Annotated in this window: 26 protein-coding genes; 9 read left to right on the top strand and 17 right to left on the bottom strand. The window is 61.4% G+C overall.

What is annotated here, in order from left to right:
- Positions 1-55 precede the first annotated feature (55 nt).
- Positions 56-655, bottom strand: coding sequence for a TetR/AcrR family transcriptional regulator (locus QMK32_RS05245; RefSeq protein WP_283473464.1), 600 nt, complete (start codon positions 653-655; stop codon positions 56-58).
- A gap of 48 nt (positions 656-703) precedes the next feature.
- Positions 704-1,291: a DUF6611 family protein gene (locus QMK32_RS05240; protein WP_283473462.1), complete on the bottom strand. Its 588-nt coding sequence runs from the start codon at positions 1,289-1,291 to the stop codon at positions 704-706.
- Positions 1,292-1,468: 177 nt separating this feature from the next.
- On the opposite strand from QMK32_RS05240, the gene QMK32_RS05235 reads away from it, so the two are divergent.
- The 7 genes from QMK32_RS05235 to QMK32_RS05205 all read left to right on the top strand — a co-directional run bounded on the left by QMK32_RS05235 (position 1,469) and on the right by QMK32_RS05205 (position 7,857).
- Positions 1,469-2,305 carry an SDR family NAD(P)-dependent oxidoreductase gene (locus QMK32_RS05235; RefSeq protein ID WP_283473460.1) on the top strand — a complete coding sequence of 279 codons (837 nt, stop codon included), beginning with the start codon at positions 1,469-1,471 and terminating at the stop codon, positions 2,303-2,305.
- A 245-nt stretch (positions 2,306-2,550) separates the two neighbouring features.
- Positions 2,551-3,111 (top strand): DUF488 domain-containing protein, encoded by a 561-nt coding sequence (locus tag QMK32_RS05230; RefSeq protein WP_283473458.1) that lies wholly within the window; start codon positions 2,551-2,553, stop codon positions 3,109-3,111.
- A complete protein-coding gene (locus QMK32_RS05225; RefSeq protein WP_283473456.1) occupies positions 3,108-3,389 on the top strand; it encodes an MGMT family protein in 282 nt (93 codons plus the stop codon). The genes QMK32_RS05230 and QMK32_RS05225 overlap by 4 nt, the downstream gene beginning before the upstream one ends.
- Before the next feature lie 105 nt (positions 3,390-3,494).
- On the top strand, positions 3,495-4,841 hold the full coding sequence (locus tag QMK32_RS05220; protein WP_283473453.1) for an MFS transporter: 1,347 nt from the start codon (positions 3,495-3,497) through the stop codon (positions 4,839-4,841).
- 279 nt (positions 4,842-5,120) lie between these two features.
- Complete coding sequence (locus QMK32_RS05215) at positions 5,121-6,131, top strand: zinc-dependent alcohol dehydrogenase (RefSeq protein ID WP_283473451.1); 1,011 nt, start codon at positions 5,121-5,123, stop codon at positions 6,129-6,131.
- 161 nt (positions 6,132-6,292) lie between these two features.
- Complete coding sequence (locus tag QMK32_RS05210) at positions 6,293-7,081, top strand: GAF and ANTAR domain-containing protein (protein WP_283473449.1); 789 nt, start codon at positions 6,293-6,295, stop codon at positions 7,079-7,081.
- A gap of 176 nt (positions 7,082-7,257) precedes the next feature.
- The gene (locus QMK32_RS05205; RefSeq protein WP_283473448.1) at positions 7,258-7,857 is read left to right on the top strand and encodes a hypothetical protein; all 600 of its coding nucleotides are present in this window, start codon (positions 7,258-7,260) and stop codon (positions 7,855-7,857) included.
- Positions 7,858-7,918: 61 nt separating this feature from the next.
- Here the strand turns inward: QMK32_RS05205 and QMK32_RS05200 are convergent, their stop codons facing one another.
- The 9 genes from QMK32_RS05200 to QMK32_RS05160 form a co-directional block, all read right to left on the bottom strand.
- Positions 7,919-8,317 (bottom strand): VOC family protein, encoded by a 399-nt coding sequence (locus tag QMK32_RS05200; RefSeq protein ID WP_283473446.1) that lies wholly within the window; start codon positions 8,315-8,317, stop codon positions 7,919-7,921.
- A 40-nt stretch (positions 8,318-8,357) separates the two neighbouring features.
- A complete protein-coding gene (locus QMK32_RS05195) occupies positions 8,358-8,828 on the bottom strand; it encodes a universal stress protein (RefSeq protein ID WP_283473444.1) in 471 nt (156 codons plus the stop codon).
- A complete protein-coding gene (locus QMK32_RS05190; RefSeq protein WP_283473442.1) occupies positions 8,785-10,563 on the bottom strand; it encodes a SulP family inorganic anion transporter in 1,779 nt (592 codons plus the stop codon). The genes QMK32_RS05195 and QMK32_RS05190 overlap by 44 nt, the downstream gene beginning before the upstream one ends.
- Positions 10,564-10,621: 58 nt before the next feature.
- Positions 10,622-10,834 carry a hypothetical protein gene (locus tag QMK32_RS05185; RefSeq protein WP_283473441.1) on the bottom strand — a complete coding sequence of 71 codons (213 nt, stop codon included), beginning with the start codon at positions 10,832-10,834 and terminating at the stop codon, positions 10,622-10,624.
- Positions 10,835-10,972: 138 nt separating this feature from the next.
- Positions 10,973-11,974 carry a zinc-binding alcohol dehydrogenase family protein gene (locus QMK32_RS05180; protein WP_283473440.1) on the bottom strand — a complete coding sequence of 334 codons (1,002 nt, stop codon included), beginning with the start codon at positions 11,972-11,974 and terminating at the stop codon, positions 10,973-10,975.
- Complete coding sequence (locus QMK32_RS05175) at positions 11,975-12,877, bottom strand: universal stress protein (RefSeq protein ID WP_283473439.1); 903 nt, start codon at positions 12,875-12,877, stop codon at positions 11,975-11,977. It abuts the gene before it with no gap.
- Entirely contained in the window at positions 12,874-13,071 is a 198-nt protein-coding gene (locus tag QMK32_RS05170) for a hypothetical protein (RefSeq protein ID WP_283473437.1), read from the bottom strand. Before QMK32_RS05170 ends, QMK32_RS05175 begins: the two co-directional genes overlap by 4 nt.
- Before the next feature lie 326 nt (positions 13,072-13,397).
- Positions 13,398-13,562: a DUF1003 domain-containing protein gene (locus QMK32_RS05165; protein WP_283473436.1), complete on the bottom strand. Its 165-nt coding sequence runs from the start codon at positions 13,560-13,562 to the stop codon at positions 13,398-13,400.
- 58 nt (positions 13,563-13,620) lie between these two features.
- On the bottom strand, positions 13,621-14,142 hold the full coding sequence (locus QMK32_RS05160) for a flavodoxin domain-containing protein (protein ID WP_283473434.1): 522 nt from the start codon (positions 14,140-14,142) through the stop codon (positions 13,621-13,623).
- Between the two features lie 414 nt (positions 14,143-14,556).
- Here QMK32_RS05160 and QMK32_RS05155 point away from each other — a divergent pair, with 414 nt between their 5' ends.
- Together QMK32_RS05155 and QMK32_RS05150 are read left to right on the top strand one after the other, a co-directional pair.
- A complete protein-coding gene (locus tag QMK32_RS05155) occupies positions 14,557-15,402 on the top strand; it encodes a universal stress protein (RefSeq protein WP_283473432.1) in 846 nt (281 codons plus the stop codon).
- 25 nt (positions 15,403-15,427) lie between these two features.
- Positions 15,428-16,327, top strand: a complete 900-nt coding sequence (locus QMK32_RS05150; protein ID WP_283473431.1) for a universal stress protein — start codon at positions 15,428-15,430, stop codon at positions 16,325-16,327.
- Between the two features lie 128 nt (positions 16,328-16,455).
- On the opposite strand, the gene QMK32_RS05145 is transcribed toward QMK32_RS05150, so the two are convergent.
- Genes QMK32_RS05145 through QMK32_RS05120 form a run of 6 tightly spaced genes read right to left on the bottom strand, consistent with a single transcriptional unit; the run spans position 16,456 to position 24,015 of the window.
- Positions 16,456-17,043: a class I SAM-dependent methyltransferase gene (locus tag QMK32_RS05145; RefSeq protein ID WP_283473430.1), complete on the bottom strand. Its 588-nt coding sequence runs from the start codon at positions 17,041-17,043 to the stop codon at positions 16,456-16,458.
- 6 nt (positions 17,044-17,049) lie between these two features.
- Positions 17,050-17,751: an iron-sulfur cluster repair di-iron protein gene (gene ric, locus QMK32_RS05140; RefSeq protein WP_283473429.1), complete on the bottom strand. Its 702-nt coding sequence runs from the start codon at positions 17,749-17,751 to the stop codon at positions 17,050-17,052.
- Between the two features lie 57 nt (positions 17,752-17,808).
- Entirely contained in the window at positions 17,809-18,561 is a 753-nt protein-coding gene (locus QMK32_RS05135; RefSeq protein ID WP_283473428.1) for a succinate dehydrogenase/fumarate reductase iron-sulfur subunit, read from the bottom strand.
- The gene (locus QMK32_RS05130) at positions 18,558-20,513 is read right to left on the bottom strand and encodes a fumarate reductase/succinate dehydrogenase flavoprotein subunit (RefSeq protein ID WP_283473426.1); all 1,956 of its coding nucleotides are present in this window, start codon (positions 20,511-20,513) and stop codon (positions 18,558-18,560) included. Before QMK32_RS05130 ends, QMK32_RS05135 begins: the two co-directional genes overlap by 4 nt.
- Positions 20,498-21,220: a succinate dehydrogenase cytochrome b subunit gene (locus QMK32_RS05125; RefSeq protein WP_283473425.1), complete on the bottom strand. Its 723-nt coding sequence runs from the start codon at positions 21,218-21,220 to the stop codon at positions 20,498-20,500. Before QMK32_RS05125 ends, QMK32_RS05130 begins: the two co-directional genes overlap by 16 nt.
- A complete protein-coding gene (locus QMK32_RS05120) occupies positions 21,217-24,015 on the bottom strand; it encodes an aconitate hydratase (RefSeq protein ID WP_283473424.1) in 2,799 nt (932 codons plus the stop codon). The genes QMK32_RS05125 and QMK32_RS05120 overlap by 4 nt, the downstream gene beginning before the upstream one ends.
- Positions 24,016-24,237: the final 222 nt, after the last annotated feature.

The following is a 24,237-nucleotide window of genomic DNA, read 5'->3' as shown; positions in this document are numbered from 1 at the left end:
GCTAATACAGACAATAATTGTCCGCAATGCTGGGTGGGTCGAGCAGGAACCTTGGCTAGATCAGCGAGCGCAGCACGGTATCGACGATCAGTGTCGAATGTCGAAGCGAATCCGGCATTCCCGCATCCGCACGTGCCTGTGCGAACAGTGCGCGTGTAAGCACCGCGCCGGTCACGAGTTCGAGCAGTAGCGTCGTCGAAGTCGAGCTGGGCAACTCCCCTCGCATCACTGCGCGCTGAACGATCTGCCTCGTGGTGACGAAGCGGCTCTGGTTGAGCGTGTCGGTGAGATGCGACAGAAGGTCGGGGTTGACCATCGCATCGAGAGTCACCCGTAGCGATACCAGTCCGGACAGTTCGGCGTAACCGTGAGTGAGTTGCTCGGACAGTTCGATGAGGTCACCGCGAACAGTGCCGGTATCGATCGGCGTCGACAATGGAGATCGGGCCTCGAGTGCCTGTACCAACAGGTCTTCCTTGCTGTCCCAGCGCCGATACAATGCGGCCCGACCAACCTTCGCCTTGCGTGCAACCGCGTCGAAAGTGAATCCGCGCCAACTGGTTTCCCAATACACCTCGAGTACGGCGTCGTAGACACGAACTTCCATGTCCGCATCCCGAGGTCTACCGGGCCCGCGCTGACGCTCCTGAGACATTCGCCAATTGTCGCACCTGCGGACGATCGTTTCGCTCGCATCGAACGTTCAGTACTTGCCTGCCGGCAGTTGCCGGTAGACCGCCCTCCAGATCATTTCGTGCTCGGCAGCGGTGATGTGCTGTGTTGCCAACCGGTTGTCGGCGTCGGTGAGGAGTTTCGCGTGTCCGCCGATGTTCTCGCGGCGGGCCTGGGAGTCGAGGTCGGTCGGACCGTTCATCGTGATTGCTACCTCTATCCGAATCTGTGTTCGCGGGGTGCCTGCCACCACGAATGCGCAGTACCCGCTGAGCAGGTAGACAGTCGTCGACGCGGCGACGGCCGGGATCGCAGCGAATTGATTGCTCAGCACTACCTCGCTGACGATCCACAACATCGCGCCCCACAGTGGCCACCCTCGCCATAGGCGCAGACGTCTACGCTCGGCAAGGTTGGTGCCCGGAGGAAAAACGACGAGCCGGTGGCGAGTCATGCCGTGGCGGGCGTGCCAGGTGTCGACCGAACCCCAGGCTCTTTCGCCGTCGAGAAGATGGCGCCAGAGGCGACCGGTGGCGCTGGGTGTTGCCGACTGTGTCGCATCGGGGTGGCGGTGAGGGTTACCCGCTGCCGAACCTCGCGTGACGGGTTCTTCATCCATTGGGTCAGGTCTACGACACCGCCGGGGCCGTCGGGCGGAAAGATACGAGACTTGTATGCCGATGCTGAAGACCTTGATGATCCTTTGACACGCAGTGCAGGTGGCAGGTCCGTATGTTGTCGGCATCAAGCCAGAGAAGACTGCTCTATCAGCCCCGGGAGGTAACCGGACGGTCGTATGCTGCAGAGACAGTTGGCCTTCGGAAATCAGTCGAAAGTAGGCAGCGTTATGGGAAGACTCCAGGGCAAGGCAGCCATAATTACCGGCGGGGCAAGTGGCATCGGTATGGCGGCCGCGCAAATGTTCGCGGCCGAGGGCGCGTCCGTCGCAATCGCTGATCTGGACCAGCAGCAGGCCAGCGATGCTGCTGCTCGGATACAGGAAGCCGGCGGGCGCGCGATCGGCATCGCCGTCGACGTGATGGACGAGGATTCCCTCGCTGCCCTGGTAAATGCCTCGGTACAAGAGTTCGGTCGCCTGGACGTCATGTGCAATCACGTGGGCGGCAGCAATCCGCGCAAGGATCTGGATGTGCTCCGTCTGGACTTGGAGGAGTTCGACCGCACTATGCAGTTGAACGTGCGTAGTGCGCTCCTCGGCTGCCGACTGGCTCTGCCTCACCTGATCGATGCCGGCGGCGGTTCGATCATCAACACCGCCTCCGTCGGGGGCTTGGCTGGGGACTACGTGCAAGTGGCCTATGGCACTGCCAAAGCTGCGGTCATTCGCATGACCCAGTACGTCGCCACCCAGTACGGAGCACAAAAAGTGCGCTGCAATGCGGTCGCCCCCGGGGCGGTGATGACCCCAGCGCTGCAGAACAATCTTTCCGTTGAGGCCATCGACAAGATCCGCTCACACAACGCGCTGCCGTTCATCGGCGAACCTGAGGACATTGCTGCCGCCATGTTGTTCCTGGCCTCGGACGAGTCCCGTTACATCACCGGACAGACTCTTGTAGTCGACGGCGGCATGACCAGCCACCACGCAATTGCCGAGGACCGCCGCATGTAGCCTGACCGATCTTTTGGACTGCGGATACTGCTCAGTCACAACGGGACTCGTGTGTTTTCAGGTCGAGCGGGTGCCAGAGAGTCTTATGCCTCTGTCTTCTGCTGAACGTATGACCGTTGGCGTGGCCGTCGAGAGCAACCAGAATCGGACCGGGGTCTACCCCCCAAATCTCGAAGCCCGGGGTGACGAAATGGTCCAGACGCATGAGATGAGTGGCCTGGAGTCGATCGAGTAATCTTTATTCGATGACGAGGGGCCTGGAAAGCAAACGCGCCGTGCCTCGGGTTTTCACGATCGGCCACTCCACTCGCACTGCTGATGAAGTGTTCGAGATGTTGCGTGCGAACGAGGTGACCGAGCTGGTCGATGTGCGTTCGTTTCCAGGGTCGCGAAAGTATCCGCAGTGGAACCAGGACGCGATCAAGGATGCGCTGCCGGCCGATATCGGGTACCGGTGGATCCGGGATATCGGCGGTCGTAGATATACACCGGTTGATGTGTCGAGCCCGAACGGAGGGTGGCGGGTCAAGGCATTCCGCGACTACGCGGACTACATGGAGACCACGGAATTCCGTTCCGGGCTCGCTGAGCTGCTACGGGTCGCACACGAGTCGGTCCCGGCGATCATGTGCAGCGAGGCTGTGCCATGGCGTTGTCATCGACGGCTGATAACGGACGCGCTCATCGTCGCAGGGGCGGAGGTTTTCGACATTATGTCGATTTCATCGACCCGCCTCGCGACAATTACAGAGTTCGCGCACGTACAAGGCGAAACAATCACTTATCCAGAGTCAGCAGAGGCATGACCATCGACGTCGTGTCGGAAGTTCGAGCCATGGTGGTGAGGATTCCGGCGGGTCACGTCGCCGCCTACGGTGAGATCGGTCGCGCACTGGGCATAGGTCCCCGGCAAGTGGGCCGGGCCGTCGGACTGCTCGACGACGGTGTGCCGTGGTGGCGGGTGGTTCACGCCGACGGTGCACCTGCGACGTGCCATGGCGGAGCAGCGCGCGCATTGCTCGAAGCGGAAGGTGTTCCCTTCCGTGGCAACCGCGTCGACATGGCCAAGGTCGGAGCGAAGTAGGCAGATCTTCTACCCCTTTTCGGGGGTGGGTACCTATGACGCGGGTCACATAACCTTTTCCTTCAGATTCACATCACACTTCCTGACGATGCCTCTGGAGAATGAATGCCCTCAATTACACCGGATGATGCGGTCGACCGCAGGCCGACGACCCGCTCAGCCGCACCCACCACAAGTGTTCGAAAGGTGGCGATCGCCAGTGGCATAGGAACCACAATCGAGTTCTATGACTTCTTCATTTATGGAACTGCTGCCGCACTCGTATTTCCGACAGTGTTCTTCCCAGCACTGGGTGCCACTGCGGGGACCGTCGCATCTTTCGCCACCTTTGCGGTCGCTTTCATCGCGAGGCCTGTCGGAGCTGTGGTCTTCGGGCACTTCGGCGACCGCATCGGCCGAAAGAAGACGCTGATCTCGACGCTGCTTCTGATGGGCATATCCACTTTTGTAATCGGGTTGCTACCCAGCGCTGACACCATCGGGTTAGCGGCTCCGATTATCCTCGTTCTGTTGCGATTCGGGCAGGGATTCGCTGTCGGTGGAGAATGGGCGGGCGCAACTCTTCTCACTGCCGAATATGCACCACCGAAAAAGCGCGGCTTCTACGCCATGTTCCCACAGTTGGGCCCGTCAGCGGCATTCATTCTTTCGAGCGCGACCTTCCTCGTAACGGGTGCTGTGTTCGGTGACACCAACGCAGTCTTCCTCGACTTCGGTTGGCGTATACCGTTCCTTCTCAGTGCAGTTCTCGTGCTGATCGGGTTGTACATGAGACTGGCCATCGAAGAAACACCGGTTTTTCGTGCGAACCAAGAAGCAGAAGTTCGAACTCCTGATCGTGCTACCACCCTTCCGATCCTCGAAGCCTGGCACGTACAGAAGAGGGAGATTCTGCTTGCCGCCGGAGCGCTGGCTTCACTGTTCTCGCTCTTCTACATGGGCACTGCATATCTGACCAGTTACGGCACAAAGACCCTCGGCTTCGATCGACCCTTCGTGTTGTGGACAGGCCTTGTAGGCGCCGTGGTCTTCGGAATCGCGATCGCACTATCTGCAACGTATTCCGACCGAGTCGGACGCCGCAGAGTGATCATGACCTCTTGTGCAGCGGCAATTCCTTGGTCGCTTGTTCTATTTCCCTTGCTCGACACGGGAAGCCCGGTTGCGTATGTCGTGGCCATGTGTGTGACGCTGACGATCTTCGGTATCGCCTATGGACCAACCGGTGCCCTTCTCCCAGAACTGTTCCAGACTCGATTCCGCTACACAGGTGCCGGACTGGGATACAACCTCGCCGGTGTTCTCGGCGGCGCAATCCCGCCGTTGCTCGCCGCCCCTCTCGCGGCACAATTCGGAAGTATTTCTATCGGAGTCATGCTGGCGCTCTTATCGGTACTCAGCCTTGCCTGCACCAAAGCGCTCTCCGAGACCAAGGAAGTGAGCATGACCTGACCTGCGATAGGGCTAGGCAACGCTGACCGTTGATGCACCGGGCCACGGCCGTCCAGTCTTTGGTAAGAAACAAACTCGAGCGGTCCCCTGAACTGCGAAATGCGCAGTTCAGAGGGCTTTCTTTCGTGGATCGGCACCTTTTGCTGCACCGATAATTGTCCCTGGACGGTGGTGACTTCTGGCCCTGCACGCATGGTTGTCGAGGCAGCGAGGATCGATAGCGTGCATCTCTCGACCGTCGAGAACGGCATTGCTTTGTGATTTACGGAGGAACCCAGAATGAAAGCTGCTGTCGTTGCCGAGTTCGGTGCGCCCCTCGTCGTCCAGGACATTCCTGTTCCCATCCCGGGACCCCAGCAGGTGCTTGTGAAAATTCAAACCTGCGGGGTGTGCCACACCGATATTCACGCTGCGAAAGGTGACTGGCCTGCCAAGCCGACCGTGCCCTTCGTCCCTGGGCACGAGGGTATCGGCCTCATCGAGGCCGTGGGATCACAAGTGTCCGAGGATCGAATCGGCGAGCGCGTCGCCATCGCGTGGCTGGGTTCGGCGTGCGGTGAGTGCGATTACTGCGTATCCGGGTGGGAGACCCTGTGTGAGAAACAGCAGAACAGCGGCTACTCGATCGATGGGGCGTACGCCGAATACGCAGTGGCAGACGCCCGTTACGTCACTCGCGTGCCAGATGGAATCTCGTCCTTCGACGCTGCTCCCTTGACCTGCGCGGGGGTAACGACCTACAAAGCGGTCAAAGTCGGCGGGGTTTTGCCGGCTCAGCGTGTTGCGATCTTCGGTGTCGGCGGCCTTGGTCACATGGCTGTGCAATATGCCAAGATTGCCGGAGGCTTCGTCACCGCGGTCGACATCGAAGACGAGAAGTTGGAACTGGCGACCGAACTCGGGGCCGACCACACCGTCAACTCGTCATCGACGGACCCGGTCGAAGCGATCCGAGCGCTCGGCGGTGCCGATGTCGCGATCGTATTGGCAGTGATTCCCGAGGTATTCGACCAAGCTTTCCGATCACTCCGTCGCGGTGGGCGGTTGGTGTGTGTGTCGATGCCTGCTCATGGAGTGTTCCCGGTGCCAATCTTCGAGACTGTGGTCGGTGGTATCTCGGTGCTCGGCTCGATCGTCGGCACCAGGAAAGATCTACGTGAAGTATTCGCCTTGCACGAGGCCGGTCGGACGAAGGTCTCCGCGGTGTCTCGCAAGCTCGACGAAGTCAACGAGTGTTTCGACGACCTGCTCGCCGGCCGTTTGGCTGCACGAGCGGTCTTCGAGTTCTGATTGTGGCCGACGCCATCTCGACAAGTACGCGGACAATACCGAAGCGCTTCTCGCCCCGCAGAACATCGGCCGAGGTCATAACGGGAGTGCAGACGCCGTAGGGTTCGGGAGGGCAAGCACGTGCAGAAACTGCGTGTGGCCACGACGAATCGAGCAGCGTGATGAACGCAGAGGACATCGATGGTCCGGAGCCGATAGCTGTTCGCGCAGGGCACACATACCCTGACGAGCTCGACGACGATTTCAGAGCGAGTCTGGCAGACCTGGGTAAGCTCGCGATGAGCACGTTGACCTTGTCGGAGACGCTGTCCCACGTGGCAGAGTTCGCGGTGCGGGCCATCCCCGGCGCCGATGGGGCAGGGCTGACGCTTCTTCATTCGGACAAGCCTCCGACGATCGTCGCCAGCGCGGACTTCGTCCGAGTGGTCGACGGCATTCAGTACGGGCTGGGGCAAGGCCCGTGCATCACGGCAGCCTCGAAGGGCATCACAGTCCGGTCCGGTTCGCTCGACGCAGATCCTCAATGGCCAGAGTTCGGGCCCCAGGTCGGTCATCTGGGAGTCCATAGTGTGCTGTCGCTACCGTTGATCACTCGAGCCGGTGTGCTCGGAGCGATGAATGTCTACGCCCATCAGCCGGACGGGTTCGATGACCGCTCCGTAGAACTCGGCGAACTCTTTGCAGTCCCTGCCGCGGTCTCGGTTCAGAACGCACGTGCGTTGGCCAGCGCCGTGCAACTCACCGAGCAGCTCGAAAAGGCTCTCAGCAGCCGAGCGGTGATCGATCAGGCAATCGGTATTCTGATCAGCAGAAGCGGATGCAGCGGCACTGAAGGGTACGAAAAACTTCGAACGCTCAGCCAGAACGAACACAAGAAGCTCGCCGTGGTGGCCGATACGGTAGTCGCCGAGGCGATGAGGACTGCCCGTTCGCGTCTTCGACGGAAGTAAGTCCGTCGCAGGGTGCTGCGAGCATCGCCCACCAAAAGAGGGTAGCGTCGACGGCGCAGGTGAACCCGAGACTCGGAGTCCGACTTTGGTCTCTCACGTGCATCTCCCTAACGGAAATTTGACTCCGTAGGGTCCTGGAAGTATCGAACAGGCGATCGGGCCGCACCGGATTCTCGATGGAACTACAACGTCGGTTGATAGCCGACCTCTTCCTACTTACCGAAGCGCTCGACAGTGACACAGTCGATCTCGCACATCTGGCGCTCCGGCTGGTGTCCGACATCGACGATGCCGTGTCGTCCGTCGTCTCCGTTTCTCTCATCATCACGATCGATGGTGGACAGTTCGAGGTTGCGGCGTCGACGGAGGATGGGAACGCGTGCGGTGCTGCCTCGTCTCTACGGATCACTCTGCCGGGTTTACCGAAGACGTCCGCCGTCGCACAACTAGTGATTCTCTCCGGGACAGCCGGTGCTTTCGTCAATCTCGCTGCGGACGTGACCTATTCACTCGGGCTGGCCGGCGCCGCGATCGTCCTCGACGACCGTATTCGACACACCGACAAAAGTGAGTTGACTGCAACAGTTGTTCAGCGGACGCTCTCTGCGGTCAGCGTAATCAATCAAGCAGTGGGAGTGCTCATCGAGAGCGGCCGAACACCCTGCGAGGGACGCGCGGAATTGCATCGTCTTGCGCTGCAATCGGGCTCACCGGCTATCGAGATTGCCCGACGGATCCTACGTGATGCCCTCGGCTGGCATCCGCCCCGATGCTAGCGGATCGACCCTGATGCTTGAAAATCAATGCAGCACTAGAGGATCGAAAAGATAGCCGCTGTCACTTGAACCGATCGGCGATGATGTGGCGCGGAAGTTGGAGCGGACTCGGATAGGCAACGAGAATTCGGTTTCCATCTGGGTCCCGTCCGTCGAGGAATTTCACTCCGCCGGCGCTGTGAATGTACGTGGACGGATAGTGTTGTCGCAATCGTTCACCGACCTGTTCAAGCTCTTCTTCGGTCGCGGTGGACCACATCACCTCTTTCACTCCGAGGGCGTCGATGGGCCGTTGCGCCAATGATCGGTTCGCGTACAGATAGATCTGAAATCCGTCCGGTGCCAACAACAGTGCCGCATCCGACTCCCGTAACGCGACGGTGCATTCGAAGACCTCGCAGTAGAACTTGGTCGAGATTTCGAGCTCGAGTACTCCCATCAGCATCGACGAGACGGCCACCGAAGGAACATTAGGTGGCCCGGACCCGGCGTTGCCCGCGCTAGTGATGATCCCTCGAATGAACGACGAGCACCGGGCATCGAGCATGCTCGGCGCACTGTGCACTGACCGATCCCAACAGCAGGCCGACGAACCCGCCACGACCGCGGCTTCCTACGACGAGCATGTCTGCCACTCGACTGGCGTCGAGTAGTACCTGCGCTGGAACACCTTGTACCGCAATCTGCCCGATGCCGGTCGGTGCATCGTCACCGAATGCGGCAACGATCGATTCGGCCATAATTTGCTTGGCGTCCTCATCGGGGTGAATGTCGTTGGCGAAGCCCTCACCCATGTATGTCGGATACTGCCACGCAGCCATGACATCTATGTCGATTCCCAATGCTTCCGATATCCGTCGCGCTTGCTGCAGTGCCAGGATCGAGGAAGGTGAACCGTCGACGCCCACGACTATGCGGCCTGTGGATTCAGAAGGATCCGTCTGGGTCTCGCTGGTCGGTGTTGTACTCATCTGTTGATACTGCGCGCTGGGCCTTGATTTCGTCAGGGTCTTTAGGCCCGATATCGGCTCCGATTGCCTCGCCGACGGAGCTGAACATGTGTTCCTGGCCAATTTGCGCAAGCAGTCCACTCCGCGCCAAGCCTCTGCGCGCCGTCTTGCTGGTTCTTGCCATTGCGAAGGTGATTCCCCTCGATCGGAGTTGATCGATCAACTGCCGCAATGAGTGCGCTCCCGTGTAGTCGATATCGGTCATCCCCATCGTGTCGAGCACGACGAGGTGCAGGGGATGATCCGCGGCGTCGATTGTGGCGGTTATCTCGGTTCGAAATTCGGTTGCGTTGGCGTACCACAGAGGTGTCGCGAACTGCACGACGAGCACCCCTGGAACCTTCCTCGCTTGTTCGGCGTAGCTCAGGGGCACCCAACTGGTAGTCGATGGGATGTGTCCCAATACGTGCAGGTGGGGACGGGCGCTGAGGCGGGTGCGGTCCAGAATTGCCAACGCTACCGCCACGCCGATGCCGTACTCGACACCAACGAGGGCGACTGTCAGGAGAGTGACCACGGCGAGAGCGAACTCGAAACGATCGTAGCGGGCGATGTCGATCAGCTCGCGCACGTGCACGATACGGGTGGCGATGAAGATCAGAATCGCAGCCAGGGTTGCCACCGGCAGGTTCTCGAGGAGCGCCAGAGCGGGGATCAGCAACACGAGCGCGCCGGCAGCAGCGATGCCGGCTACCTGGGTCCGTCCCGACGCCGACACCACTGCTGCAGTTCGTGGCGGGCTCGCATTCACCGGAAACGCACCCACCAGGCCTGCGGCGACATTGCCGGCTCCGATGCCGAGGAAGTCGCGATTGACATCCACGTCATAAACGCCCTTGTCGGCGAAAGCGCGCGTGGTCGCCGCACTCTGGCTGACGATCACCAGTGCGATGACACCGGCGATGGGCGCAAGTGTGCTCAGCGCCGACCACGACACCCCGTGCAGTCCGAGATGGGGAGCGCCGTGTGCGAGCGAACCCAACGCTGCTACCCCGTGCGAAGTCAGATTCAACGCGCCGACGAGGATCGTCGATCCCACCAGTGCGATCAAGGCCCCCGGAATCCGTCGATCTACCTGATCGGCGAGAAACACGACAGCGAAAACCCCGGCCCCGATACCCAACGTCCAGCCGTTGACCATGGCCGAATCGCTGACGATAAGTCGGATTCGGTTCAACGTCCCACCGCTGACGGCTGGCAGGCCGAGCAGGTCGGGCAGCTGATGCACAACAATGATGATCGCGACTCCACCGAGGAACCCAGCGATGATCGGCGTCGACAGGAACTCTGCAATCCATCCGAGTCGAAGTAGGCCCACCAGGGCCACGATCACACCCACCATCACCGCGAGGATTCCCACCGACGCTACATAATCACCGGGGGCGGTCGATACCGCAGTGGCGATTCCGACGGCGAAGAGTGGGGCGATCGTCGAATCGGCCCCGATCGACATCTGCCGGTTCGATCCGAGCAACGCGAACAGGAGTGTGCCTGCAACGAACGCGTAGAAGCCCGTGATCGGCGGCATACCTGCCAGCCGTGCCGTGGCCAATTGCTCGGGCACCGCGATCGACAAAAGTGTAAGTCCCGCGAGCAGATCGCCGAGTAGCCAGGACCACCGATAACCCTGCAACGATGAAAACAATACCGGCCGTGCACAACGCACCCGACGTGTCAACGCCGACTTCGGATGCATCGATGCCTCCTTGCATCGCCGTCAACTCTGCACATGAACAGCCCGAGCCGGATTGGAGTCAGCAGCGGAGTTGCATTGCTACCTGGTCGAGGAGAGTTCGATACTGGAGGAGATCGATATCGCCGCGCGCATAGCGTGCAGCGAACAGCTCCTCCAACGTGCCGGGCCCGTCGAGGTGCGTCGCGGTTCGGATGACAGGGGAGCGGAAGCCGAGCCGCACAGTCCCGAGAGCAGCTGCCACGACAAGGGTGACTACGAGGGCGAGCGTCATGATTTTTGTCCTTCTCGGTGACCGGGTGTCGACTTCTGATCATCATTTTGACTCAGCCTCACGGACCAGGAGAAGGGACTTTGTGCCCAAGTGCGCGGCCGAAGGTGTTCAGGCCGTGGTGCACTACAAACGACGGCGTCAGAATGTGATGACTGCAGCGCCGGCAAAACGGCCGTGGCGGAGATCCCGCAAGGCGCATAGCGCGCGGTCGAAAGGGTAGACCGTAGTTTCGATCGTCAGGTGCGTTCTCTGGCAGCGTTCGAGGAATTGTCGAGCATCGGCCCGCGTATTCGCTTCGACGCTCAGCAGTCGCTTTTCGTGGAACAGATGCCGGTCGTAGTTCAGTCGCGGAATGTCGGTCATGTGAATGCCGGCCAGCACGACGGTTCCCCCGGAATCGACGGCTTCCAATGCCGTCGGAACCGCCTCACCGATAGGCGCGAAAACAATGGCGGCGTCGAGCTTCTCCGGTGGTGAATCGAAGGTGTCCTGTGCCGACGCGAGCCCCATCCTCAGTGCGAGCTGTCGGGCACCGAGGTCCCGAGTCATGACGTGCACGGTAGCGCCGTCGGCCTGCGCCAGCTGAGCGACTATGTGTGCGCTCGCGCCGAAACCGTACAGACCGAGCTTCCCTGACGGCGGGAGTTCGGCTCTACGCAGGGCGCTGTATCCGATGATCCCCGCACACAGCAACGGTGCCAGTTCTACGGTGCTGTACCCGGTCGGTAGTGCCAAGGTGTAGTCGGCCGGCACCACTGCGTGCTCTGCGAACCCGCCGTTGTGATCCCATCCGGTGTACAGCGATGCCTTGCACAGGTTTTCGCGACCACTCACACAAAATCGACAGTTTCCACAGGTGTGACGCAGCCATGGAATTCCGACGATGTCACCCACGCTGAAGCCGGTCTCGGTGTTGTCTCCGACTTCTGTTACCGTGCCTACGATTTCGTGGCCGGGCACTACGTGCGGCCGATGAATTGGAAGGTCGCCTTCGACGACGTGGAGGTCGGTCCGGCACACGCCGCACGCTTGGACAGAGATCAGTAACTCTCCGGACGTCGGTCGAGGCATGTGCTCATCGACCAACTGCAGGGGACTGCCGTCGACACTGCCCTGTTCGGCGACTCTCCAGGCCTTCACTCAGCGCACCACCAGAATCGGACAGTGCGAGCTGTGTACGAGCGATTGTCCGACCGAGCCGCGGATCGGGCCCACCAATGGACCGAGTCCTCGGCTCCCGACGACGACGAGACGCGCTGTTTCGGACGCCCTGCGTAACTCGTGGTCTGCCGATGCCTCGAGACAATGCAGGTGAAGCTCGACCGAGGGATGACGCTCGGAGGTCGCGGTCACACGAGACCCCAGCCAAGCAAGAGATCCCTCTTTCGGTCCCTGTGCGTCTGCATCCACCGTTGTCGCAGGTCTATGGCCCCCTGATGAAACCATGTGGACGGCCATGAGCGGAGCCTGCAAGGTGTCGGCGAACCAGAATGCGCCGAGGATTGCGCCGTGCGAAGAGTCGGAGTTGTCGACACCGACGACGACTGGTTGGGAGGTCACAGCGGGGGCGACGGCGTGCGGCCGCCACACGACGACCGGGCATTGGGAGTCGGTGACTATGCGAGTTGCATGGTGGCCGAAGACGACATCTCGAACAGGACTCGAAGGATTTCCTCCGATCACGATCAAATCTGCGGTGTGCGACAGCGCGCCCAGGAACGATGCGATGGGATCGTCGGTCAGGACTGTGTCGACTGCGATGTCGGGATCGATACGATCGACTTCGTTGCGGGATGACCGGAGAAGGCGTTTGCCGAGGAGTCGTGGTTTGGATGCGCGCAGTTCTCGCGTCACCCTGTTCGCCGATTCTCGCTGTGGCAGTGCGTGAACGATCCGAATTCTTGCCTTGACGTCGTGTGCCAACCCGGCCGCCCACACCAGTGCGCCTCGGGAGGATTCCGACCCATCGACGCCGACGACGATTTCGGTCAACACCGTGTTCGTCCAGACCGTCGTCGAGGGGGGCTTGTGCGCCGCGTTCACCAGATTCTCGCGCCTGTGCTTACCGAGATGTCGCAGATCCCGTGCTCGGCATTCTTGGTTTCGAGTAGCGCACCGGCGCGGTAAATGGTGAGCGGAATCAAATGTGCCCGAATTCGTGCGGTCGATTCGAACCGTGCATAGGTGGTATTCACGACGGCCGTGACTATCGGGCTTGGTGTATCGAGTACAACCATGATGTCTCCGGGTCTCTTATCGGCGGCTTCGACCGTCTACTTCGAACGTAGTACCCGAGGCCTCGGTGCGATGCCAACCAACGTCCCCGGTACAAGTGACGTTGGTCCGTCGATCCGGCCTCTACGGTGGTGATGTATCGGTTCCAGGCAGATTCTGTGGGGCGGCTTCGGTCCGACGTCGAGCACTTCCCTGCACCGGGCGCGGGCGACAGATGTGTTCATGCATCTCCGAGGCCAATTGCGCAACGGTCCCGGTCAGTGCGGTGTTGGCTTCGATCAAGTCCTGCAGCCTTGCGGTGTTCGCCAACGTGTGCACGGCGACTTCACTACCCGCCGCTGCCGTTGTACGCGGCCCATACGGCCATCGTGGCAAGGAAAACAAAGACGAATGGCCACGAGCCCATGCCGTTCCGAACGTAGTCGGCAGTTCGCTCACCAGTAGTCAATTCGGCGCCCGTACGCACACCCGGATGCCTTCTCCATGGGTTCATCCCACAACCACCTCGAATTCCACTGAGTACCTGCTTGCCCGTCGAAGCAGCCGTGTTGTCAAGGGTGTGTCGGAACCGTCGGCTCCGACTCGGCCAGTGTCGCGCCGATCGAGCGCGCCCACCCATCGATCTCTTCGCGTGATCGGTCGTCTCCCTCATCGGCTCGAATGAGCCGCACTACGAGTCTCTCGAACCAGGAAAGCGTCGACAGGTCGAACTTTCCTCCGAAGACGCGGTGCTCGACCGCCCACGATGCCTTGTCCATGGCTGATGGTGCCGAGGGCTTACCGGCGGCGCCGATGGGTCCGCTGGAGAACAACCACACCGGGCGTGTTTCGAATTCGGGCTGTTGGCGCGCGACGAGAGATCGAGCACCTCGCAACCAACGGCCCATGTATACGGCGCTGCCGATGATCACCGCATCATATTCGGCGATGCTGTCCACGTCAGCTGCGTCGCGAACCTCCACGGTCGCCGAAACACCGGAATTCTGTAGGGCATCGGTCAGCGAGGACGAAAGCCACTGTCCGATTTCACGTGTCGAACCGTGCCGGCTCGAAGTTGCAATCAGGACGCGCATCACGGTGTTCCTTCTCCTCGAGACCTGGACTTCGACGCTGTTGCGTCTAGAGTCTCATGTACATAGGCATCACTGTGAACGTATGTCGTTGCCGCGAATAGGGACTTCGGTCCTCGAACGATGAGTAGTTCGTCGACGGCAACCCGCGTAACACACACCTGATCGGCAGAAGGCCGAACGCGCCTCGCGAAGGGATATTGTGCTCTGGTGCAGCGGAAATCGGGCCATGAGGCTCGTCGTCTGTAGCCCACGAGCAACGGTGGGTGACGAGGTACCCAGTGCAGTAAGGACCTTGTCCTCTGTTCTTGCCAGAAGAAACGGTCGAGACTCGTCGATAGCACTGGATTCGACAAACGGAGAGCCTTGAAGACCGAAGAATTACCGTCTGCCCACGATGGCAGCATCGTTGTATGCGTGGATGGGTCGGACGACGATCGTAGCGCCGTCGAATGGGCAGTGAGACTTGCTCAGCACGTGCATATTTCGATCCGACTCGTTCATGCACTTCCTGACGTGAGCAAGTGGTTCGACGCGGCAGTGCTCATCGCAGGTGATCGGCTCGAATCGGAACTGCGTCGGGTAGGAAAGAAAATTCTCGACGATGCGGCTCTGATCGTCCGCGACCTCGACGCGGAAATCGAGGTCGAGTGTTCCATCACCGGTGGTGCTGCGACCGACCTGATCGAGACCGTTTCGGCCAACTCCAGATTGCTGATCCTCGGCGGCAGTCGAACAGGCCCACTCCGTGACCTGATTTTCGGACATTCCATCATCGAACTGGTCAACGCGGCAGTGTGCCCAGTGTTGGTGTGGCGTAAAAGTCGCGAAGAGAGCGCGGACCCGACTCGACCGATCGTGGTAGGGATCGATGGGTCGCAGCCGTCCCGACGTGCATTGGCAGCAGCTTTCGATCTGGCACGCACCTTCGGCGCCGACCTCGTCGCAGTGCACGTGGGGGCTGTCGAGGATGCAGACGAGCTCGACTACGGGACTTCGGTGGATCGGCCGCACCAACGAGACGCCGAACGAAAGTGGTTGCACGACATCGTAGATCCGTACACGAGCGAGTATCCGAGTGTGGCGGTGGAGGTTCGAGCAGTAGGCGCTTCGGTGGCACGCGAGCTCGGCACGATGTCCGCAGCTGCCCAGCTCATCGCGGTCGGTAGTCGCGGACGAGGGCGCTTGTCATCGGCAATTCTCGGTTCCGTCAGCCAGAGTCTGATCCACAGAGCGCAATGTCCGGTACTCGTAGTTCCGTAGATCGATCGTTGATAGAGGAGTAAGTATGGATAAGAACGGCCCCATTGTCGTAGGTGTCGACGGCTCGAATGCTTCGTTCGATGCCGTCCGTTGGGCAACGCGCGCGGCAGAACTGCGTGGCGCATCGTTGACCCTGGTTTCTACATATCAGATCACCGACGTCTACACGACTTTCGCTGCTATGCCACCTCAGCTCGGTCCACCGATGAGACTGGAAGTGAACAAGGATCTGGAGTCGGCGTCGGCCATCGCCAAGGCCGCAGCCAATGATGCCGACGCTTTGTCGATAGTGATCGAAGTTGTTGTAGGCGCGGCGATTCCGACTCTGCTCGAGCGATCTGCTTCGGCGCGAATGATAGTGGTAGGTACGCGGGGAAACGGTGAGTATTTCGCAGAATTGCTCGGCTCGGTCAGTGCTGCTGTGTCCGAGCGAGCGGAATGCCCCGTCGCCATCATCAGCGGAATTCCGTCATCCGGAGAGCGCGAAGGACCCGTTGTCCTCGGTGTCGACGGATCGAGTGCCAGTAGTAGGGCTGTGGGTGTTGCCTTCGAAGAGGCATCACTTCGTGGCACCAGCCTGGTCGCCGTGCACACCTGGGCCGAGGACGTCGCGTTGTGGAAAATTCACTCGGACAGCGACAAAGAGGCACTGTCCTCCGCACAGGATGCAGCGGGACGGGTCGTCATGTCGGAAAGTCTCGCAGGATGGCAGGAGCAATTCCCGGACGTGCAGGTAGATCGAGTAGTGGAGCGTGGCAGTGCCGTGAGCAAAATTTTCGAACTCTCCAAAAGTGCGCAGACCGTCGTCGTCGGATCCAGAGGAAGAGGCGGTTTCAGTGGCCTGTTGTTGGGATCGACCAGCCGGTCGCTGTCGCACCGCGTCGAATGCCCGTTGATCATCGCGCGGGAACCGAAGCACGAATGAGGCGATCGGATCGAGCCGGGGAATTACAGGCGGGGAGATCGGGAACGAGGTTCACCCGAACACGGACCAGATCCTGACTTTCCTCTCCGGCAGCGGTGAGGCGGAGCCACTGCCATCGACGACCGAAACTAAGCGCGTACCAGCATGCTTGCGTGGGGTGCCGGCCCGTCCCAGCGTTCGCTTGTCACCACGAACCCTGCTTGGTTCAGGGCGCGGGTCATATCCGACAACGGCCATCGATATGCGGTTGTCACCGGGTGTTCGAACGGTTCGAGGCGCAGGCCCGAGAAGAACGACATGAGCATCGTGCCGTCGTCTTCGAGCACCGAGCGCAGGGTTGCGAGTGCGTTCGGCAGGTGGTCGGGCCCCAGATGGATCAGCGAGTACCAGGCAAGGATGCCCGCCCACCGGTCATCCGAGCCGGCGAGGTCGTCAATTGCACCGAGCTGGAACGTGACTGCGGGATGGGCTGTTCGGGCGATATGTACAAGTCGCTCGACGGGCTCGAGCCCGTCGATATCGTGGCCGAGACCCGCCAGGTGGCCAGTCCAGCGACCGGTGCCGGAACCCACGTCCAGAATCCGGCCTCTGACCGTGTCGGCCCACGGCTCGATGACGGCCCGGTCCGGGTCTGCAGTGGATACCTCCGAACCAAGCATTTCCAACACGTCTTCTGCGTTCGCGTCATACGCGTCCCTGACTTCATCCGTCGACATGACGAATCAATTTCCGGTGACGGTTCGCTCGAATTCGAGCGCATTCGGGAAGAGGATGTAGTTCTCCTTGTGAATGTGCTCGTGCAGATCGAGCTCCATCTCCTGGAGCCCGTCAAGCATCGCCCGGTACGAGCCGCAGCCGTCTTCCGGCATTGCGTAGGCCCCGGTCACGGCGTTGATTTCCTTGAACAGGTCGCCGACCACCATGTGCTCCTGCACCAGTGTCTCGATGTCGGCTGCGAGTGCCCCGGAGACGCCGGGGATCCCTGTCTTTTCCATTCGGGCTATCGCGGGAAAAACAGAGCGCTCTTCCCTGGTCATGTGTGGATCGAGCTCGGTAACCGCTTGGAGGTAAAGCTCGTTCACCCGGGCCAACTCGGGGTGCCGGTCGCCGTGGACCCGATGCACCTTTTCTACTAACGCCTGCAACCGCGGCATCTCCTCCCACATGTACGCGTGGTGGGTGTCGACGATGTCGTGGGCGAGATCAGCCGACTCCCGCGACATCGGCGTCTTCTGGGCGCCGGCCTCAGGAAGGTCGAGGGCCTTCCGCACTTTCTCCAAGTCGAGTCCGGCCTCGACTGTTGCATCGGAGAGGGATCGGTGGCCATCGCAGCAGTAGTCGAGGCCGAATCCCTCCAAAACCCGCGCGCGGCGACTGTCCTCGACAACCAGGTCAGCCAACGTATTCGACGCCTCAATAGCCATGCGACTTACCCTAACCCGTCCCGGACAACGTGGGCTGCGAAAGTGAGTGGTGCGCTCTTATCGGTGCTTGTTGTGGGAGATCCCGGCTAGGACATCGTGATTGAGTTGGGAAATCATGTCCAACGGGATGCCTGCCGGGCACACTGCAGTGCACTCGCCGATCTGCGTGCACCCGCCGAAGCCCTCGGCGTCGTGCTGGCGCACCATCGCCAGCGCGCGGCTGTCCCGCTCAGGCTGTCCCTGGGGCAACGAGCCGAGGTGGGTCAACTTGGCACCGAGGAACAGTGAGGCCGAACCGTTGGGACAGGCGGCCACGCAGGCCCCGCAACCGATGCAGGCTGCAGCGTCGAAGGCGCGCTCGGCGTCCTTCCGCGATACCGACGTCGCGTTCGCATCGGGTGCGGAACCCGTCGGGGCGCTGATATAGCCGCCCGCTTCGATGATGCGGTCCAGCGCACTACGGTCCACGATGAGATCCCGGAGGATGGGGAAAGACGTCGAGCGCCAGGGCTCGACGTCGATCACCTGGCCGTCGTCGAAGTGGCGCATGTAGAGCTGGCAGGTGGTCGTCAGCGCCTCGGGGCCGTGGGCGAGTCCGTTGATCACCAGCGAGCACGTGCCGCAGATGCCCTCCCGGCAGTCGTGATCGAAGGCAACCGGTTCGCCGCCGTCCCGCGTGAGATCTTCGTTCAGGACGTCGAGCATCTCGAGGAACGACATGTCGGCGGAGATGTCGGCCACCTTGTACGCCACCATGCCGCCGGCATCGTCGCGATTCTTTTGGCGCCACACGCGCAGCGTGATGTTCATGTGTAGCTCCTCTGCTGGACCTTGATGTTTTCGAATTCGAGGTGCTCGCGATGTAGCACCGGAGGAGCATCGTCCCCGCCGAATTCCCACGCGGCGACGTAGGAGAACTCCTCATCCCGTCGGAGCGCTTCTCCTTCGTCCGTTTGGCTTTCGGTGCGGAAATGCGCCCCGCAGGATTCCTCGCGGTGCAGTGCGTCGATGCACATCAGTTCGGCGAGTTCGAAGAAATCCGCGACTCGGCCCGCGCGCTCCAGAGCCTGGTTCAGCTCCTCGTTGACTCCCGTGACCTTTACATCGGACCAGAAGGAATCGTGCAGTGTGCGGATCTCCCCGATGGCGCGGGTGAGTCCTTCGGCATTGCGTTCCATCCCGCAGTATTCCCACACGATGCCGCCGAGTTCGCGATGAAAAGAATCGACCGAGCGGTGTCCGTTGACAGCCAGCAACCTCGCCGTACGGTCGCGCACCGCTCGGACGGCTTCGACGACGGAGGGGTGCGAGGCATCCACGTCTTCGGGTAGCGGGTTGCGGGCGAGGTAATCGTTGATGGTGCCGGGTAGGACGAAATAGCCGTCGGCGAGGCCCTGCATCAGGGCGCTGGCGCCCAGCCGGTTGGCGCCGTGGTCAGAGAAGTTTGCCTCTCCGATAACGAAGAGGCCGGGGATCGAGCTCTGCAGGTCGTAGTCCACCCATAACCCGCCCATCGTGTAATGGATAGCCGGATAGATGCGCATCGGCACCTCGTACGGGTCCTCGTCGGTGATCTTCGCGTACATATCGAAGAGGTTCCCGTACTTTTCTTCGATGGCGGCCTTGCCCAGGCGCCCGATGGCGTCCGCGAAGTCGAGGTAGACCCCGAGCCCGTTCGGCCCCACACCCCGCCCTTGGTCGCATTGATTCTTGGCGGCTCGGGATGCCACGTCGCGAGGCACGAGGTTGCCGAACGCCGGGTAGGCGCGCTCCAGGTAGTAATCCCGTTCCGACTCGGGAATGTCCGCCGGCGCTCGGTCGTCCCCGGCCGCGTCCGGCACCCAGATCCGGCCGTCGTTGCGCAGGGATTCGCTCATCAGGGTGAGCTTGGACTGGTGTTCGCCGCTGACCGGGATGCAGGTGGGATGGATCTGCGTGTAGCAGGGGTTCGCGAAATAGGCTCCCCTGCGGTGGGCGCGCCAACTGGCGGTCACGTTGCAGCCCATTGCATTGGTGGAGAGATAGTAGACATTGCCGTAGCCGCCGCTGGCCAGCACGACGGCGTCCGCGAGATGCGTCTCGAACTCTCCGGTGACCATGTCGCGCACCACCACGCCGCGGGCCTTGCCGTCGATGACGATAAGGTCCAGCATCTCGTGCCGGGTGTTGAGTTCTACGGTGCCCGCACCGATTTGGCGCTCCAGCGCCTGGTAGGCGCCCAGCAGCAGTTGTTGGCCGGTTTGTCCGCGCGCATAGAACGTCCGGGATACCTGCACGCCCCAGAAAGACCGGGTGTCCAGCAACCCGCCGTAATCCCGGGCAAACGGGACGCCCTGGGCCACGGCCTGGTCGATGATCGCTGCACTGACCTGCGCGAGCCTGTAAACGTTGGATTCGCGTGAGCGGTAGTCCCCGCCCTTGACGGTGTCGTAGAACAGTCGTTGGATGCTGTCGCCGTCGTTGCGGTAGTCCTTTGCGGCGTTGATTCCGCCTTGGGCGGCGATGCTGTGGGCCCGACGGGCGCTGTCCTGATAGCAGAAGACCTTGACGTTGTAGCCGGCCTCGCCGAGGGTTGCCGCGGCGGATCCTCCGGCCAACCCTGTCCCGATAATCAGTACGGAAAGTTTGCGCCGGTTGGATGGGCTGACCAGTTTGGCTTCGAAGCGGCGTTTATCCCAGCGTTCCCTGAGCGGACCGTCCGGGGCCTTGGTGTCATGCAGCGCGTCGCCTTCGACAAAGTACTCGTTCACGGTCCCACCCATCCGAATAAAATACTGAACGGCGGCACCAGGAATCCGCCGATGATCACCGTGCTGATCAGATACGCCAGCTGATTGAGGTGGCGACGCCTGGTGACGCTGGTGTTGGCGCCCAACGAGGCAAAAGCGCTCCAGATGCCGTGCCTGAGATGAAAACCCAGCGCGATGAGGGCGATGGCATAGGAGAGCACCACCCACCAGATCGAAAAGCCATTGATCATGCGCTCGTAGGGGCTGGCGGACGCCCCGCCGGGGTGGATGTAGTTCGCCGTCAGATGCAACAGGTGGTAGATGATGAATAGCGCGATCGTCACCCCGCCCCACCGCATGGTGAACGACGAATACGTGCGTTGCACACCCCGCCTGTTCTGCGTGGTCTCGTATCTCCAACCGCCGCCCCCGGCCGTGGCCTTACGGGATCGGTGCCACAGTACGAACGCAGCGTAGATATGCGAACCGACGCTGATCAGCAGGATCACGCGGAGGATCCATAGGGCTCCCGAGTAAGGCAGCAGGGGTTCGAGGATCGTGCGCAGATACGCCGAATAGCCGTCGAAGGCCTCTTGGCCGGCGAAAACCTTCAGGTTGCCGTACATATGGGCAATCAAAAAGAGCACCATGATCAGCCCGCCGACGGCCATGACCGCATGCAGGACGACGGAGGAGCGCAGTGTCCGGGCGCGTCCCTGTTCCAGGCCGTGCGCGATCATGACGAAAGCAGCTGACGCAGAACGTAAGGCAGGATGCCGCCGTGGATGAAGTAGGCCTCCTCTGCGGGTGTATCGATGCGAACCAGCGCGGAAATTTTTCGGCTGTGTTCGCCGTCGTCGACGCTGACGGTGACCTCCCGAGGGAGCGGATCAGCCCCCGCGATGCCAACAATCGAATAGCTTTCCTCGCCGGTCAGCCCATGAGATTCTGCGCTTTCTCCGTCGAGGAACTGGAGCGGCAGCACGCCCATACCGATGAGGTTGGATCGGTGAATCCGCTCGTAGGAGACGGCCAGGACAGCCTTGACGCCTAGCAGCGTGGTCCCCTTCGCGGCCCAGTCGCGGGAGGAACCTGAGCCGTAATCGGATCCCGCCAGCACAATCAGCGGTACTCCTTCGGCGGCGTAGGCGGAAGCCGCGTCGAAAATAGTTTGGCGTGTCCCGTCGGGCAGGTGCCGGGTGACTCCGCCTTCGACCCCAGGGACGAGTTGGTTGCGTAGCCGGATATTGGCGAAGGTCCCGCGGATCATGACGTGGTGGTTGCCGCGGCGCGAACCGTAGGAATTGAAGTCGGCGGGGGCGACGCCTAGCCCTTGAAGATATTGGCCCGCAGGGGAATCCGCCCTGATGGCTCCGGCCGGGGAGATGTGGTCGGTCGTCACCGAATCCCCGAGGTAGGCGAGTACACGGGCTCCCGAAATGTCCGTCAGCGGTGCCGGACGAACCGGCATGTCGTCGAAGTAGGGCGGACGCTGAATGTAGGTGGATTCTGATTTCCACGCGAACTGATCCCCGTCGGGAATGGACATGCCGCGCCAGTTTTCGTCGCCGTGGTAAACGTCGGCATACCCCTTGGTGAACATCGACGCTTCGAGGTTCGCGTCGACCACTTCCTTGATTTCGGCGGTGGTCGGCCAAATGTCGCGCAGGAAGACCGGCTGCCCCTGGGGGTCGTGTCCGAGCGGGTCGTTGAGCATGTCGGTATGCATGGTTCCGGCGAGTGCATAGGCAATGACCAAGGGCGGTGAGGCCAGGAAGTTCATCTGGACCTCGGCATGGATGCGGCCCTCGAAGTTACGGTTGCCTGATAGGACCGAAGCCACCGTGAGGTTGTTGTGCGCGACCGCACTGCTGACTTCTGGGATCAGTGGCCCCGAGTTGCCGATGCAGGTGGTGCAGCCGTAGCCGACCAGATTGAAACCTAGTTTCTCCAAATACGGAGTCAGTCCGGAACGTTCGTAGTAGTCGGTGACGACGCGGGACCCGGGAGCCAAGGTGGTCTTCACCCACGGCTTGCTCGAGAGACCGCGTTCGACGGCCTTCTTCGCCAACAGTGCCGCCCCGATCATCACCGATGGATTGGAGGTGTTGGTGCAGGAGGTGATGGCGGCGATGACCACGGCGCCGTTGTCGATGCTGGCCTGTTGTCCGCCGACGATCAACTCGGCGGGGTTCGACGGCCAATCGTCGAGATCGGGATCGTCGTCGTGGTCGTGGATTCGCGGCGGGTCGTCGCGGGGGATACGAGTGCTGATGGCCACCGGGTCGCTGGCGGGAAACGATTCTTCCCCGGCGGAGTCGAGCCCGCCGGCGACGGCGTCGTCTTGCGACAGACCGGCCAGTAGGCGGTGAATGACCTGGGATGCCACGGCCAAGGGGATACGGTCCTGTGGCCTTTTCGGGCCCGCGATCGACGGGGTGACCGTCGACAGATCTAGTTCCACTATCTGGCTGTATTCGGGTACGTGATCGGGATCGTGCCACAGGCCTTGCTCGCGGGCATAAGCCTCGACCAGCTGAATCTGGTGTTCCTCACGGCCGGTCAGTCGCAGGTAGTTCAGAGTTTCGTCGTCGATCGGGAAGATGGATGCAGTCGAGCCGTACTCCGGGCTCATGTTGCCCAGGGTGGCCCGAGTAGCCAAGGGGACGTTGCCGACGCCGGGGCCGAAGAAGTCGACGAACTTCCCCACCACGCGGATTTTCCGTAATAGTTCGGCAACGGTGAGCACCAGGTCGGTGGCGGTGGTGCCCTCGGGGAGGTCGCCGGTGAGTTTGAGTCCGACCACCTGGGGGATCAGCATGCTCATGGGCTGGCCCAGCATGGCTGCCTCGGCTTCGATCCCTCCGACGCCCCAGCCGAGGACACCGAGACCGTTGACCATGGGGGTATGGGAATCCGTGCCGACCAGCGTATCTGGATACGCCTGGAGTCCGCGAGGTCCCTCACGGGTGAAAACCACCCGAGCCAAGTATTCGAGGTTCACCTGGTGGCAGATGCCCGTGTCAGGGGGGACCACGAGGAAGTCATCGAGCGCCTGTTGTCCCCAGCGAAGCAGCTGGTACCGCTCCTGGTTGCGTTCGAATTCCAGTTCGGCGTTCACTCCGAAGGCATCCGGGCGCGCAAACACGTCGGCGATCACCGAGTGGTCGATCACGAGTTCAGCAGGTATCTGTGGGTTGATCTTTCGTGGATCGCCGCCGAGTTCGGTCATCGCGTCGCGCATGGCTACCAGGTCCACCACGCACGGCACCCCGGTGAAATCCTGCATGAGCACCCGCGCGGGGGTGTACTGAATCTCCGAATTGGTGTCGGAACCGGCGTCCCATCCGGCAAGGGCCGTGATGTGTTCGGCGGTGACCAGACGTCCATCCTCGTTCCGCAGGAGATTCTCCAGGAGGATCTTGAGGCTGTAGGGCAGGCGCCCGGCCCCGTCGATCTGGTCGATCCGGTGGATCGCGTAGGTTTTGTCATCCACGCTCAGCTGGCCGCGGGCACCGAAACTATTGCTTGTCATGACGCTCCCTCACGCGAAGGATCAGTCCGCTGCAGATCGCCCCAGCTCTCGAGCCGCGCAAAAGGCTTCAGCCGTCATCGGACTGACCCCGGACTGCTATGACGGCTGATGCTGTATACAGCCCAAACCTACGCATAGAACCTCGGCTCGTACTGGGAACTGACGCAACCGTCACAATGTTTCGAACTCGGGCCAGTGTCCCGCAGTCGATGCCGGGGTCGG

The sequence above is a fragment of the Rhodococcus sp. H29-C3 genome, assembly GCF_030063405.1.
Taxonomy (GTDB): domain Bacteria; phylum Actinomycetota; class Actinomycetes; order Mycobacteriales; family Mycobacteriaceae; genus Rhodococcoides.
This window is presented reverse-complemented; position numbering and strand designations above follow the sequence as displayed.